Origin of the sequence: Rothia endophytica (assembly GCF_928381505.1) — a bacterium.
GTDB classification, from domain to species: Bacteria; Actinomycetota; Actinomycetes; order Actinomycetales; family Micrococcaceae; genus Rothia; species Rothia endophytica_A.
Window position 1 is genome coordinate 420,485 of the sequence record NZ_CAKMSJ010000001.1, and the last position, 14,776, is coordinate 435,260.

At 56.2% G+C, this 14,776-nt stretch carries 13 protein-coding genes and 1 pseudogene; 5 read left to right on the forward strand and 9 right to left on the reverse strand.

Translation table 11 applies throughout. The features are described from left to right. The first annotated feature begins 82 nt into the window (after window positions 1-82). Window positions 83-1,537, forward strand: a complete 1,455-nt coding sequence (locus L6990_RS01945) for a TrkH family potassium uptake protein (protein ID WP_440480472.1) — start codon at window positions 83-85, stop codon at window positions 1,535-1,537. After that, window positions 1,530-2,207: a potassium channel family protein gene (locus L6990_RS01950; protein ID WP_237202381.1), complete on the forward strand. Its 678-nt coding sequence runs from the start codon at window positions 1,530-1,532 to the stop codon at window positions 2,205-2,207. The genes L6990_RS01945 and L6990_RS01950 overlap by 8 nt, the downstream gene beginning before the upstream one ends. A 382-nt stretch (window positions 2,208-2,589) precedes the next feature. Here L6990_RS01950 and proC read toward each other — a convergent pair whose 3' ends face one another. The 6 genes from proC to L6990_RS01980 all read right to left on the reverse strand — a co-directional run bounded on the left by proC (window position 2,590) and on the right by L6990_RS01980 (window position 10,826). Continuing rightward, complete coding sequence (proC, locus tag L6990_RS01955) at window positions 2,590-3,432, reverse strand: pyrroline-5-carboxylate reductase (protein ID WP_237202382.1); 843 nt, start codon at window positions 3,430-3,432, stop codon at window positions 2,590-2,592. Window positions 3,433-3,542: 110 nt separating this feature from the next. Further along, the gene (locus L6990_RS01960; RefSeq protein WP_237202383.1) at window positions 3,543-4,388 is read right to left on the reverse strand and encodes a sugar phosphate isomerase/epimerase family protein; all 846 of its coding nucleotides are present in this window, start codon (window positions 4,386-4,388) and stop codon (window positions 3,543-3,545) included. A gap of 123 nt (window positions 4,389-4,511) precedes the next feature. Continuing rightward, entirely contained in the window at window positions 4,512-5,495 is a 984-nt protein-coding gene (locus L6990_RS01965; protein WP_237202384.1) for a Ppx/GppA phosphatase family protein, read from the reverse strand. Between the two features lie 307 nt (window positions 5,496-5,802). Continuing rightward, window positions 5,803-8,601, reverse strand: a complete 2,799-nt coding sequence (topA, locus tag L6990_RS01970) for a type I DNA topoisomerase (protein WP_237202385.1) — start codon at window positions 8,599-8,601, stop codon at window positions 5,803-5,805. Window positions 8,602-8,749: 148 nt separating this feature from the next. After that, window positions 8,750-9,181: a pyridoxamine 5'-phosphate oxidase family protein gene (locus tag L6990_RS01975; protein WP_237202386.1), complete on the reverse strand. Its 432-nt coding sequence runs from the start codon at window positions 9,179-9,181 to the stop codon at window positions 8,750-8,752. Between the two features lie 16 nt (window positions 9,182-9,197). Next, window positions 9,198-10,826, reverse strand: coding sequence for a DUF7059 domain-containing protein (locus L6990_RS01980; RefSeq protein WP_237202387.1), 1,629 nt, complete (start codon window positions 10,824-10,826; stop codon window positions 9,198-9,200). A 140-nt stretch (window positions 10,827-10,966) separates the two neighbouring features. Here L6990_RS01980 and L6990_RS01985 point away from each other — a divergent pair, with 140 nt between their 5' ends. Then, window positions 10,967-11,287 carry a thiamine-binding protein gene (locus L6990_RS01985; protein ID WP_237202388.1) on the forward strand — a complete coding sequence of 107 codons (321 nt, stop codon included), beginning with the start codon at window positions 10,967-10,969 and terminating at the stop codon, window positions 11,285-11,287. Continuing rightward, a pseudogene (locus tag L6990_RS01990) lies at window positions 11,288-11,424 on the forward strand (pyrimidine dimer DNA glycosylase/endonuclease V); the annotation flags it as partial. It abuts the gene before it with no gap. Between the two features lie 160 nt (window positions 11,425-11,584). On the opposite strand, the gene L6990_RS01995 reads toward L6990_RS01990, so the two are convergent. Both L6990_RS01995 and trhO read right to left on the reverse strand, forming a co-directional pair. Continuing rightward, window positions 11,585-12,100: a GyrI-like domain-containing protein gene (locus L6990_RS01995; protein WP_237202389.1), complete on the reverse strand. Its 516-nt coding sequence runs from the start codon at window positions 12,098-12,100 to the stop codon at window positions 11,585-11,587. 93 nt (window positions 12,101-12,193) lie between these two features. After that, window positions 12,194-13,072 carry an oxygen-dependent tRNA uridine(34) hydroxylase TrhO gene (trhO, locus tag L6990_RS02000; protein ID WP_237202390.1) on the reverse strand — a complete coding sequence of 293 codons (879 nt, stop codon included), beginning with the start codon at window positions 13,070-13,072 and terminating at the stop codon, window positions 12,194-12,196. Window positions 13,073-13,356: 284 nt separating this feature from the next. On the opposite strand from trhO, the gene L6990_RS02005 reads away from it, so the two are divergent. Further along, window positions 13,357-14,136, forward strand: coding sequence for a hypothetical protein (locus L6990_RS02005; protein WP_237202391.1), 780 nt, complete (start codon window positions 13,357-13,359; stop codon window positions 14,134-14,136). A gap of 15 nt (window positions 14,137-14,151) precedes the next feature. Here the strand turns inward: L6990_RS02005 and L6990_RS02010 are convergent, their stop codons facing one another. After that, window positions 14,152-14,598, reverse strand: a complete 447-nt coding sequence (locus tag L6990_RS02010; protein ID WP_237202392.1) for a pyridoxamine 5'-phosphate oxidase family protein — start codon at window positions 14,596-14,598, stop codon at window positions 14,152-14,154. Window positions 14,599-14,776 lie beyond the last annotated feature (178 nt).

The window sequence follows — 14,776 nt, forward strand, 5'->3', positions numbered from 1 at the left end:
ATAAAACTCGTAACCGTTGATGCGGCGGTTTTATGACACGCAGACTACGCTTAGAAACGTCGAGCATTGAAGGAGGTGGAAGGTGCCCACACCACAGCAGGGAGAGCTCAAGGAGCAACCTCAATTCGCCCGAGAGGGTAAGGAATCGCGGTCCTCAGCCGGGATTAAGCTGTTGATTCAGCGCTTTGAGAGCCTGCGCGACCTGATAGACCGGGTCGTGGGTTCCTCGTCCTCCCGTACCGCAATAGCGGCTTTCATCCTCGTCATCACTTTCTTCTCGATCATGCTCTCCCTGCCCATCGCTTCTCAGGACGGCCACCGGGTGGAGCTTCACCACGCTGTATTCACTGCCACCAGCGCTGTGACCGTTACCGGCCTTACTACGGTATCCACCGCTGAACAGTGGACCTTCTTCGGGCAGCTCATGATCCTGCTGGGCTCCCAAATTGGCGGGCTGGGCACCCTGACACTGACCTCAATCCTGGCTCTCGCTGTTGGTAGAAAATTGGGGCTGCGGTCAAGAATTATCACGCAGGAATCAATGAACATCGGGCGACTGGGTGAAGTAGGGTCCGTGCTGCGCACCGTTGCCGTTACCTCAATCGTCATTGAGGGCACCATTGCGCTGGTCTTAATACCCCGATTTCTCCTGCTGGGTGAGTCGCTGGACCAGGGTATTTGGCACGGCATCTTCTACGCCGTTTCATCCTTCAATAACGCCGGCTTCACCCCGCACTCAGACGGAATCGTGCCCTACGGCCATGACCTGTGGATTCTTATACCCATCTCCCTTGGCGTCATTATCGGTTCGGTGGGCTTCCCCGTCATTCTGGTTCTCCAACAGAACCTGGCAGTTTTTAGCCGCTGGAACCTCAACGCCAAACTCACCGTCATCGGCACCCTGGTACTTTTTATCGCCGGCTCCTTCGCCTGGGGAGCGCTGGAATGGAACAACAACAAAACCATTGGTGAACTGAGCGTCGCCGACAAGGTTCTGAACGCAACCTTTGCCTCCATCATGACGCGCTCCGGTGGTTTCAACCTCGTTGATATGAGCGATATCAACCCGGTTACCGCGCTACTGACCGACCTGCTGATGTTTATCGGCGGCGGCTCAGCATCCACCGCCGGTGGCATTAAAATCACCACTATTACCGTGGTTTTCCTCGCCATTCTGGCAGAGGCCCGCGGTGACCAGTTCGTGGTTGCCTTCGGAAGAACCATCCCGGACACCGTCCTACGTATCGCTATCTCGGTCATTATGATGAGCGCGACCTTCGTCTTCATTGGCACCGCAGCAATTATGCTCATGAGTGGAGCATCATTTGATCGTTCTCTGTTCGAGGTCATCTCAGCCTATGCAACCTGCGGCCTGTCCACCGGGCTCTCTGCCGAGCTACCTCACAGCGGTGTATACCTACTCTCCATCCTGATGCTCATCGGCCGCGTCGGCACCATCACCGTTGCAACGGGGCTTGCTATGCGTTCTCGCCGCAGGCTCTACAAGTTCCCAGAAGAGAGGCCCATCATTGGCTAGAAAAGACCCTCAGCACCCCCACAGTGCCCCCGTGCTCGTTATCGGGCTTGGGCGCTTTGGTACAGCCACAGCAGCGCAACTTGTACGCCAGAACCAAGAGGTTCTCGCTATAGAAAAAGATCCCGCCCTGGTTCAAAAGTGGTCCGGGGATCTGACCTATATTGTTGAGGCTGACGCCACCGACATGAATGCCCTGAGACAGCTAGGGGCACACGAGTTCACCGCAGCAGTGGTTGGCGTAGGAACCTCGGTGGAAGCTTCTGTTTTGATTACCGCAAACCTGGTCGATCTAGGCATTGAACGAATCTGGGCTAAGGCCATAACCCCCTCTCACGGCAAAATCCTTTCCCGTATCGGCGCGCACAAGGTGGTCTACCCTGAATCGGACGCTGGCGCTCGTGTAGCCCACCTTCTCTCGGGAAGGCTGTTAGATTTCATTGAATTGGATGATGATTTTGCCATTGTCAAAATGTACCCACCCAAGGAGACCCACGGGTTCACCCTGGCTGAATCTGATGTACGTTCTATGTACGGTGTGACCATTGTGGGGGTCAAATCTCCCGGTGAAGAAATTACCTACGCAACCCCCGAAACCCGCGTCTCATCAAGGGATTTGTTGATTGTTTCCGGTCAGGTTGATCTGATTGAGCGCTTTGCAGCAAGACCCTAATTGAACTCTATATACCAAGTAGCGGAATGATAACCCACCATTCCCTGCACAGCTTAGAAATTAAAATATTTACCTATGTTAAGTTGTTGAGCATTTTTTTGCAGGCCAGTGTGCGCTTTTGCCATATATGACATATAGTTATAACTACCTCTAAAGGTGCGAGTGATTACTGAACGGTCCGCGAACCCGTTCAAGTAGCTCGAAGCTTTGGCTCACTGACGGTTCCCCCTAATGCCGTCTAGCCTCAGCGGAGAGCACTTCCTGCTTCTGATTTCTTCAGAAACAGGAATCTGAAGGCCAAGCCGATTCCCTACGGCTTGGCCTTCAGCGTTTAATCATTTAGGCTCCACACCTAATGCTCACTCAGCTTTGATGAACCGGTTTACCGGCTAAACTCCGCTGTCATCTCTTCATTACGCTCAGCGCAGGCTCGCATAGCAGATTCTGTTAGCTCAAAGATTCCACGGTCTATAAAAGTGCTGATAGCGCGGTCGGTGGTCCCCTGAGGGCTCGTCACCGCTTTGCGCAGCTTTTGGGGGTTGGGGTCAGCTTCCAAGAGATAACCAGCTCCAGCAACCGTTGCTGCAGCGAGCTCGGTAGCAGTTTTTTCATCCAGCCCTAGCTTGACCCCGGCAGCAGCCATGGTCTCCGCTAGCAGAAAGGCATAGGCAGGCCCTGAGCCAGACACCGCAGTGACAGCACCCATCTGCTCTTCAGCCACTTCAACCACCGTACCGGCCGACCCCAGCACCTGTTTTACAGCCTCCTGCTGGTCTTCAGTAACCGCCTGCCCTATCGAAACAGCCAGAACGCCGCTGCCCACCTGCGAGGGCGTGTTGGGCATGCAGCGCACGGCAGGCTGTCCCTCAGGCAGAGCCTTCTCTAATGCTTCAAGCGTTATGCCAGCCGCCACCGAAACAACGACTGCGTTGGGGGAAAGCACCGGCGCGATCTCGCGGGCACGCTCCAAAATATCGTAGGGTTTGACGCCCAGCAGAATAATATCTCCACCGCGGGCTGCGCTCAGATTAGCTTGGGGATCGTCTTCACCCGCCAGAACCGTGACAGATTCAGACCCTTCCCCCAGGCGGGCACGCAATTTCTCAATGCTGGCATGAGAACCCACCGTGGCACGCATCTTAGCAGGGTCAAAGCCGGACGCCAGAAGGCCAGACGCAATGGCACCGTTCATAGAACCTGTACCGATAAAAGCTACCGTGGTCATTAGAACCTCATCTCCTTAGTGTGACTCAGGTTTCATTTTTTCATGCCACGGGGTGACCTTGTTTGATTTCAGCTCTCAGCCGCGACCCGCCGTCCTGTCGAAGAATGAATCTAGCGCGCTAAATGTTTGCGGGCGAAGGCAAGTGTCTCTGCCAGCATCTCATCGCGCGCAGCCGTGCCCTTAGCCTTACTAGTAGAAATTTCTGCACACACTACGCCGTCAAAATCGCTGGCTGCAATGTACTGCAGAGTCTCAGCAACCGGCTGAGAACCGTGACCCGGCACCAGATGCTCGTCCATGACCTTGTCACCGGATCCATCCGTCAGGTGCACGTGACCTAGCCGGGAACCAATACGTTTGACGGCTTCTAGCGAATCATCATTAGCGGCGGCAGCGTGGGAGAAATCCCATGTCATCCAGTCATAATCAAACTTGGAGGGGTCCCAGTGCGGGGCGTACATCTCTACGGCCTTACCCTTCACTGACCAGGGGTACATGTTCTCCACCGCAATTTTGACGCCCTCTAGCTGGGAAATCTCGCGGACCCCCGCCACAAAGTTCTTAGCGTAGGTTTTCTGCCAGCGGAAGGGCGGGTGAGCTACCACCACATCAGCCCCCACTGCCTTGGTCATCTTGGCGGCCATCTGCATCTTGTTCCAAGCCCTGCCCCAAACCTGCTGGGTCAGCAACAGAGTGGGGGCGTGGATCGCTGAGATAGGTAACTGATACTTCTGAATCAAATCCAGCAGGTCGTGAGGCTCCTGGCTCAGCACGTTGTGGGTAATCATGACCTCGACGCTGTCATAACCCAGTTCCAGCGCAGTCTGGAAGGTCTCTGGCACACCCAGAGGAAAGAGGCAAGAGGTAGAGAGAGCCACTGGAACCTGCTGGCGTGTGCTCTCTCCAGCTTGGCTCTGCTCTACTGCCTGCAGATCGGCGCTGTTCTGCTCGGTCATGGTTACCTCCCGGTGACGGTGTCTGTACCCATTCTAGAACTTCTCACCGATGGGCAAGGGCACTGACCGGTCCCTCCGCTTATCAGCATGGGCCAACCACCGTGAGATAGGGAGAGCCCCCGGCTAGCGGCGGGCACCCTCAGCGATCGATTTAGGGCTAATCATATTAGCGGTGCCCTGGGTAGCGAAATGGTTAAGGCGGCGCAGGATGAGCCCCTCACGCAGTGCCCAGGGGCTCACACGCATCACCTCAATACCAAAGACCTCCATAGCGGCTTCCGCAGCAATAGCACCGGCAAGAATCTGACGTGAGCGCATCTCAGAGACTCCGGGTAGATCAACCCGATCAGCCGGTGACATGGCCTCCATACGGCGGGCCCACAGGCGCAGGTCTTCCAAACGCATCTCACGCTTGACGTGGGGGCCGGCAGAATAGGGAGCAGCGCCGCAAATACGCGCCAGAGAGCGGAAGGTCTTGGACGTTCCCACCGTCATATGGGGCTGCCCGTAGGCCAGCAGATCTTCAGCAACGGGTTCCAGCACCTCGCGGGTGTACTTGCGCAGTTTCTTCACTTCTTTAGGAGTGGGCATTTCGCCGCTGAACCAGTCACCGGTCAGGCGGGTTGCGCCCAGCGGCACTGAAATAGCGTCATCGGGGAAGGCGTCCACACCGGTAGAGAACTCAAAAGAGCCACCGCCAATATCAAAGTTCAGGATGCGGCCAGCGCCCCAGCCCTGCCAGTGACGCACAGCGTGGTAGGTAATCGCAGCTTCCTGATCACCGGAAATCTCGGTGAGGGTCACTCCGGTTTTATTCTGCACGTGCTGCAAAACAGCAGCTCCGTTAGTGGACTCACGAATAGCACTGGTGGCGAAAGCCAGCAGATCCTCAGCGTTGTTCTCAATCGCGAAATCAAGGGCGCTACCCACAAACTCGGTAAGCTTATCACGCCCCTCATCGCTGATATTGCCGTCCGCATCAATATAGCGAACCAGCTGCAACCCCATCTTGTGGGAGGCATAAGGCTCAGGGCGGCTCCCCGCGCTACCGTCCAATAACAGCAGGTGAACAGTATTGGATCCAACGTCTAGTACGCCCAAGCGCATGGCAACCCCCAGTAGTGAGTGAAAAAAGCTAGGACTAGTCTACTGCCCTGCTGCCGGTTGGGGTGACTGGTCTGGTACCCGCGGGACGTATTATTCCTGCAAGTACCATCAGACGTCTACCAGAGGAGGAACACACAAGAGAACGCTACTGGTTCGAGGGAGCACACTTTTCCGAGCACGCGAGGAAACAAAAAGTGTGCGGAATCAGCCGAGCATGCGAGGCTGGGCGTGAATTGCCCTTGCGAGCCGGGGCAAGAGGGTCTGCAGCGTGCTCTTGTGTGTTCCTCTCTCATGAGTCAGATGAATATTATTTTTTCTTTGCAGGAGCCTTCTTGGCGGTTGTCTTCTTAGCTGCCGGTTTCTTGGCAACAGGCTTCTTAGCCGCAGTCTTGCGCTTTACCGGCCCCTTGGCGCGCTTCTCAGCTAGCAGTTCAACCGCGCGGGTGTGGGTCAGTGACTCGATGGTCTCGCTGCGGGGTACCGTTATGTTGGTGACGCCGTCAGTGATGTAGGGGCCAAAGCGTCCGTCCTTCACCACAATCTTCTTCTCAGAAACCGGGTCAACACCCAGCTCAGCCAGGGGTGGCTTAGCGGTGCCACGGCCACGCTGCTTAGGCTGGGAGTAAATCTCTAGCGCCTGTTCCAGGGTAATGCTGAAGATCTGGTCCTCGGTCTCCAGTGAGCGGGAGTCAGTTCCCTTCTTCATGTAGGGGCCAAAGCGGCCGTTCTGCGCGGTAATTTCAACACCTTCAGCATCAGTACCGACCACGCGGGGCAGGCTCATGAGCTTGAGGGCATCTTCAAGAGTGACGGTAGCAAGGTCCATGGACTTGAAGAGGGAGCCGGTGCGAGGCTTTTCCGCCTTGGGCTTCTTCTTCGGCTTAGCGCGGCCGTTCTTGTAGTACTCGGTGGGCTGCGCTTCCATCCAGGCAGCGATTTCCTCTTCGGTCATCTCGGGAATGACCTCAGTGACGTAGGGGCCATAACGGCCATCGCGCGCTACCACGGTGCGTCCGGTTTCGGGGTCTACACCCAGTTCGCGGCCATCGTTCTTACCCTGTTCCATGAGCTCAGCGACCTTTTCTTCGGTCAGCTCATCGGGGGCAAGGTCAGCAGGCACATTAGCGCGCACGGGGTCTTTGATTTCGCCAGTTTCGGTATCAACTTCACCACCGGCTTCAAGATAGGGGCCGAACTTACCCACACGCAGGTTGATGCCGGGAGCCACCTCGATGGAGTTGATAGCGCGGGCATCAATGTCGCCCAGGTTATCTACGATGGGCTTGAGACCGCGCTTGGCATCACCACCAAAGTAGAAGTTGCTCAGCCAGGTGGTGCGGGCCTCTTCGCCGCGAGCAATGCGGTCCAGGTCCTCTTCCATCTCTGCAGTGAACTCGTAATCTACGTACTTAGCAAAGTGCTCTTCGAGCAGGCGCACCACTGAGAAAGCAACCCAGGAGGGCACCAAGGCGCCGCCACGGTTATTAACGTAACCGCGGTCCATGATGGTTGAGATAACTGCCGCGTAAGTGGAGGGGCGGCCGATACCCAGCTCGTCCATCGCCTTGACCAGAGAGGCTTCGGTATAACGCGGAGGCGGTGACGTGTCATGTTTGGCGGCTGCGATGTCGCTACCGGTCAGACCCTGACCTTCTGCCAGGTTGGGCAGGCGTTTATCTTCTTTACCGTCCTTGGCGTTTCCTTCTTCGCCGCGGGCTACGTCCTTACCTTCTTCATAGGCGGCCAAGAAGCCGCGGAAAGTGATGACGGTGCCGGATGCAGAGAACTCAGCGTCACGCCCATCAGTTGCGGTTGCGCCCAGGCGAATGGAGGCGGTGGAGCCCTTAGCGTCGGCCATCTGGGAGGCCACAGTGCGCTTCCAAATCAGCTCATAGAGGCGGAACTCATCAATGCTTAGAGCATTTTTGACGGCATCTGGTGTGCGGAAGGAATCGCCTGCAGGGCGGATTGCTTCGTGTGCCTCCTGGGCGTTCTTTGATTTTGAGCTGTAAACGCGAGGGGACGCGGGCACAAAGTCAGCACCGTAGAGCTCGGTTGCCTGCTTGCGTGCTGCCTTGGTGGCCTGGTCAGACAAGGCTACCGAGTCGGTTCGCATGTAGGTGATGTAACCGTTTTCGTAGAGCCGCTGAGCTACCTGCATGGTGGAGCGGGAAGAGAAACGCAGCTTACGCGCCGCTTCCTGCTGCAGGGTCGACGTGGTAAAAGGCGCGGCAGGGCGGCGGGTGTAGGGCTTGGTTTCAACCGAGCGGACGCTAAAGGCTGCCTTATCCAGGGCGGTTGCCAATGAACTGGCGGCGGCCTCATCCAGGTGGGCGACCTTACCAGCTGAAGCCGGCTTCAATTCGCCACTATCAGCAAAATCCTTGCCGGTTGCAACACGAGCGCCATCAACCGCTGAAAGTTTGGCGGTAAAAGCTTGATTGTCTGAGGTGGCAAAAGTACCGGTCAGGTCCCAGTAGGTTGCGGAACGGAAGGCCATACGCTCACGCTCGCGCTCAACTACCAAGCGGGTTGCCACCGACTGCACACGGCCCGCAGAGAGGCCGCGGGATACCTTGCGCCAAAGCACCGGAGAAAGCTCATAGCCGTAAATACGGTCGAGTACACGGCGGGTTTCCTGGGCATCCACCAGGTCACTGTCGATTTCACGCAGGTTCTCAAAACCGCGCTCGATGGCCTCTTTGGTGATTTCAGGAAAGGTGAGGCGATAAACCGGGACCTTGGGCTTAAGCACCTCAAGAAGGTGCCAGGCGATAGCTTCACCTTCGCGGTCCCCATCAGTTGCCAGATAAAGAGCATCAGACTCTTTAAGCAGGCGCTTAAGCTCGGTGACCTTCTTCTTCTTGTCTGAATTCACCACGTAATAGGGCGTAAAACCCTCATCAATGTTAACGGCGAACTTACCCACCGGGCTCTTTTTGAGCTCATCCGGCAGTTCTGAAGGCTGAGGCAGATCGCGGATGTGCCCCATGGAAGACTCAACGATAAAGGCATCACCAAGGTAGCCGCTAATCGTTTTTACCTTTGAGGGGGATTCCACAATCAGCAGTGACCTGCCGTGTTCAGAGGTAGCCTTAGTGGGCAACTGTGCTCCTTGGATTAGTGTTCAGACAGTCCTAGCGCCGTTTTTGCGCGTATACCCACAACAATAACTCACTTGCCCACCGCCGCCTACACAGTACCCACTGTGAGGTTAGCTTGTTACTCGCCGAACGGTGGGCAGGCGAGGAATCTTAGCCAACGATAAGCTCATCGTGATCTGGCTCGTCCCCAATCTCAAATTCACGGCCAGAAACCCCGGTAGGTTCGATCTCAACCCAGTTGGTTTTGTAGGTTGGCGCGTAGGCTTTGAGCCCCAGCGATTCAACGGCGCTGATATCGGCTTCGCTGGTCAACCAGTTGGCGTTTCCGCGCACCACGACCGACCGTGCCACCCCATCAACGATCTCATCGATCTCAAAAGCTGCCTTGCGGCTAATGACCACTTCAGAGAGTTTCTGGCCAGCCGCAGTGCGGAAATAAATTTTGCGCTCGTGCACCACAAAATTTACAGGGTAGATATCAATCTCACCGCCAGCTGCCAGGGCTAGCCTGCCTACTTTATGCTGGTTCAACAGTTCCCAGCAGCGGTCTTCATCCAGAGTTTTAATGGGGTTCTCGTTCATTGCCCCAGTCTAAATCTCAGCTGTCAATCCGCAGAAAACTTTTCTCACAGAGTTCCCGAATATTACTTATTAATACGCGACGTGGCTGGTCGTCCTCCCAAGCCAGCAAGGCTTCAAGTGCACTCACAATCTGACCAGCGGACAAATCACCATCACATGCTGAGACGAAGCCGCTGGTTTCAGTGGTCTCCAAAATCGTGCGACGCAGCCCGGCGCCCGCCCTCAACAAAATGACGGAGGGGTGCTCTGAACCCGGTGTAGCGTGTCGCTCCTCAGTTACATCCCCCGCTACCACCAGATGCTGTGCCAGCAGTTGTTCATCGGTCATGGCCGTGACCGCATCATAATGGGCGACTGCCTCGGTGATGAAAGAGGCAATAGGTTGCTGGATGGGGTAAGTAATTTCTTCAAAACGATGCAGGCGCTCGCCGGTGGCAGCCGCAGCAGGCTTGCGCAACCAGATCATGCCAAAACCCACCGACTCCACACCGCGCGCCGCGAAGTCTCGCAAGTAAGCCGTGTAGCTCTCGGTATAAGCAGCCGCATCGCGGTTCTCACTAGAATCGCGTAACCAGGTTTCTGCGTACTGCTCAGGGGTCAGCACCTCACGCTGAATAAACCAGGCCTCAGTCTGCTCCCCTACCCAGGCACGGGGACGCGCTGACCAGTCACTCTCTTGCTCGGCAGTAGCAACCGGTATTTCCCAGTTACCCAGCATCTGGGCACGCCCGCCGGGGGTAAGCACCCTGGGGAGCTGTTCTACCAGAGTGGAAACGATACCGTCACCAGCCATACCACCATCACGGTACGTGTACTGATCAGCGACCACTTCGCCCTCACGGCGTGGAGTAATCACAAAGGGAGGGTTGGAGACCACCAGGTCAAAAGTTTCGCCAGCCACCGGCTCCAGCAGGGACCCTAGTCGTAGGCTCACGCGAGCCTCCATGTTGCGGGGATCAATCTGTAGCGCTTCAGCGTTGAGCAGCAGGTTAAAACGAGTAAAAGCGAGTGCCCGCTCAGAAATATCGGTCGCGGTTACATGCTGGGCGTGGGCGAGCAGGTGAAAGACCTGAATACCGCACCCGGTCCCCAGGTCAAGAGCGCGATTTACCGGGGTGCGCTCGGTCAATTGCGCCAGAGTCAGCGAAGCATGCCCAATGCCCAGCACATGGTCACGGCGCAGCACACCCTCACGCTGATGAGCGCCCAAATCACTGGCCACATAAATTTCGGTGCCATCATCGGCCGCATGAGGGCGCAGGTCTACCGTGGCAAGAGCGCCACCCGCCGTCCTGACTGCCAAGCCCAGCTCAGCGAGGAGTTGCGCAGAGCCCGTACCAAGGGCAGCTTCAAGATCAGCTACCTCGCATTCTTGAGCCAGCAAAAAGAGGCTAACCACGGTAGCAAGAGCGCGGTCAGCCGCGGTGAAACTCTCAGATGTAGCTTCCCGCCCCAGCACCTGGCCAATGCGGTACACACCGGGAACCACCTGGTCCCTGGCCATGGCATCAAAAGGACCATCGCCCAGTAGCTCCTGAACACCGTCATAGGTGTAGTTCACCGCTTTCAGAGCAGCGTTAAGGGTTGCGAGCGCGGCAGGATCGGCACTAACAGGGGCGTTATCAATACGAGAAAAATCAGTCACACCCCCATTATCTCAGGAAGCAGTCAGGTTTGTTCCCGGAGGGCGCTTATCTTCGCACCTCCAGGCTCACTGAACCGCAGGAAGTGAACGGTGGTAGGTGGTCCTGTACGGCTGCGGCAGACTGCACTAGGCTAATTCCTATGTTGTTTGCTTTCTCAGTAGCCCCCACCGGCGGGGGCGATCCCAGCGGTTCAGTGCACGACGCCGTCGCAGAGGCCGTGGAAATCGTCCGTAACTCCGGTCTGCCCCACCAGACTGACTCCATGTTTACCACCATTGAAGGTGACTGGGATGAGTGCATGGCCGTCATCAAGGCAGCCACCGAAGCAGTCGGTAAGCACGGTAGTCGCGTGTCGTTGGTGCTCAAAGCTGACATTCGCCCCGGCCATGACTCAGGCGAGCTCACGGGAAAAGTTGAGCGTCTTGAAGCTGCTCTTGCCCGTAGGTCCGAGGCTTCCTAAGTGCGTATCTGGTCAGTGCACCCCTCCCTGCTGGATGCCAAGGGCTTGGTCGCCTGCTGGCGTGAAACGCTGCTGGCGCAGAAAGTTCTGCAGGGCCTCACCAAGGGGTAAAAAACCACCCGCGCCTGGACCATTTCTCCAATCCACCGGCACAGCGCCTGCACCCCCTCTTCTATGAGGTTGCCGGAGGCATAGAGCCCTGGGAGAAACTACCACAGACCAAGTAACCCTCAGCGTCTGAGGGATACACCGCTCAAAGGGCCCCTGCACCGACTGGTGTAGGGGCCATACCTTTATTTATGCAGAAGTAGTGGCTGTCCACAGGTACATGCGGTAATTCTCACTGGTCATCTCACCAGGCCCGTACACCTCCAGGTGGACGCCGGTAGGCACCAGGTTTTTTGAGGGCAGAAACTCGGTATGCAGGTGTTCAAAGCCTTCTTTGATGTGCTGGGGGTTCTCACCGGGCAGTACAGCTCCTTGAACCAGAACCGTGGCATACATGGCGGCAGGCACCATTACCCCGGTTAGTCCCAGGGCAGCGACGTCCTTGATTCCACCGGGCACGATGAAACCAGCGGTGTAGGTGACTCCGGCATCATCAGCGTCGGGCATGATGACGCCCACTCGCTGCAGTTTTTCAACCGCAGCCAGCTTTGCGGCGCCGTTCTCGCCCTGCTCTAGTTTTTCGTAAAGCTCCTGCCACCGGTCACTAAAGACGCTCTGCTCGCTGGCAGGTGCGGCCACGCCGGCAACCATAAAGGTGCCGTACTCAATCAGGGCTGTTTCAAAGGTAGAGGCAGGGCTATTCATAGACATCCACTCTAGCCCAGGGGCGCTTCAAATACAGAAAAGCCCACCTTTCATTAGAGCAGGTGGGCTTTCTGGCAGTTGCCGCTAAGGGTACTAGGCGCTGACCGCGTCCCTCTCGGCTAGTGCCTTCTTGGCGCAGTCGCCGCAGAGCAACACCAAATCGCGCTTGCCGTCTACATCCAAGTTCTCAAACTTGTTAGAAGGGGCACCGCAGTGCTCGCACTGGCCGATGGTGACGGTGTCCGGTGAGAATTCCACGTGCATGCGCTTATCGAAGATGTACATGGAGCCTTCCCAGAGGCCCTTATCCCCAAATTTTTCGCCGTAACGAACGATGCCGCCGTCAATCTGGTAAATCTCTTTGAAGCCGCGGTTCTTCATCAGAGCAGAGAGAATCTCGCAACGGATGCCACCGGTGCAGTAGGTGACCACGGGCTTGTCTTTGAGGTCATCGTACTTGCCCGATTCGATTTCTTCGATGAAATCGTGGGTGGTGCGAACATCGGGAACAATAGCGTTCTTAAACTTGCCGATCTTCGCTTCAAAAGCGTTGCGCCCGTCAAAGAAAACCACTTCATCGCCGCGTTCTTCAACCAGCTGGTTGACTTCTTCGGGCTTGAGGTGGACGCCGCCGCCCACAACACCGTTTTCATCAACGACCAGTTCATCAGGGGTGCCGAAAGCTACGATTTCATCGCGTGCCTTAACGGACAGCCGGGGGAAGTCAGCCGCGCCGCCGTCAGACCATTTGAGTTCCAGCTTTTCAAAGCCAGGGTACTGGCGGGTGGTCTTGCCGTACTGTTTGAGCGCGTTGATGTCACCGCCCAGGGTGCCGTTGATACCGTGCTTAGAGATGATGATGCGACCGGTCAGCCCCAGTTTTTCACACAGGGCACGTTGCCAGAGCATGACCGCCTTGGGATCGGTCACGGGTGCAAAGCAGTAATAGAGAATAATTCGTTCTTGAGCCACGCACCCATTCTACTCCCCTGCCCCCGTAGCTCCTGAAAACTAGGGCAGTCTCACCGCGATATGGGCTTACCCGAGGCACAAACTCCAAAGGCTCCTTTGGCACCAGCACCCAGTCCCCAGCCTCACGATAATTACATATTTGAATGACTCACGTGATTTTAATCTTTGACCCATATGCTGTTATGTATCGGTGGCCGCTTTATCTGGGAGTCCCTAGAACGTCGTTGTAACCCCGACGATGCCCACCTCTATAAGGGAACATCATCAGAAAAAGGAGAAACTCCATGAATACAGCAAGCTCGCATAGCGCACCTGAGCCCCCGGGCAGGTCTACCGGTCGCCCTAGCTACAGGGAGGGCAAATACCCTGTACTAGCTCTCTTCCCCTACCTCCTAGTTGCCGCCACCATCCTCGCTGCTCTCTCGGGAGCACGCCACCTGCTCTACCGTATTGCACCAGAGATGACCTGGCTTCATTCAGGAGAGCTGCACCGACTCTTGGACGTTAATGGAGAAGGCAACCTGATTGTCTGGTTCACTGCCGGCCTCTGGCTGGTTCTGGGTCTTACCGCAACCGGGTTAGGCGTACTTTTAGGTGACAGGCGCATGTTCGTCCTATCAGCGGTCGGGTTTCTAGCATCAATGGATGAAACCGCATCAATCCATGAAAGTTTCAACCATGTTGGCTGGGCGCTCGCTGACCGTTGGGGGCTAACGGTGAGCACCTGGCCCTGGGTATTTTTTGGGGCACCCGTAGCGCTGGCCGTCGTGCTGATTACCGTTCCTCTTTTGCGCTCTCTGCCCACAGCCGTCAGCAAAACACTGATCATAGCTGGGCTGATATTTCTGACCGCAGTGCTTTTTCTGGAAGCAATTTCAGGTCTCTTTATGGACGGAGACACCGCCACCAACCCGGTTGCCTATGTGCTGGTTACCCACGCTGAAGAGTACCTCGAAATGGTAGCCATCTCTCTTGCTCTCTCAGCCCTGGTAGCCCTCACCCGGTGGGATAAGGAAACCCGCACCGTGCGCGCAAGAGTAGCCCTATCCCACCCTAAAGACTAACTGGCATGGGGCACTCTAGTACCCCAGACGGAAGCGTCGGCCGGTTAACTTCTGCGGGGTTAGTTCCACGAATTCCAGCTTTTCGGTATCCAGCCACGGCGCCAGATTGAGCTTCTTCACCTCATCAATTTCTTGGGAGCCTGTGAGAAGGCGGGCGGTAGCAAAAACATTGACTGAGTGAGCATGATGACCTTCGGCGCGATCAAACTGCACCGTAACTTTCTCTTCAAGAATCAGCTGAGTTAGTTTAGAGCCGGCTGCTGTGCGGAAATAAATCTTTTCCCCGTCAGTCACGATGTTGAGAGGGGTGATGTGCACAAAACCGTCCTCGCCTAGCGTCCCCAGACGGGCAAACCTGGTGCTCTTAATGAGCTCCCATACCTGCTCATCGTCGAGCACTGTGATCGCCGGTTCCTTTTCAGCGGGCTGATTTTGGTCTTGAATGTTCATTGGAATACTCATACCTCCATTATCACGCACCCTATTGCCTAAGTCACAGAGGTGGCACTTTATTTCGGCGACTTAGGCACATAGCTCGGTATAAGTTTGCTGGAGAAGGGGTTGATTCTCAGGTAACAGCACGGGTGCTCTGCGGTCAGGGGTGATAATGGGAGGTATGTCTGTTCCAACTCCCGCACCC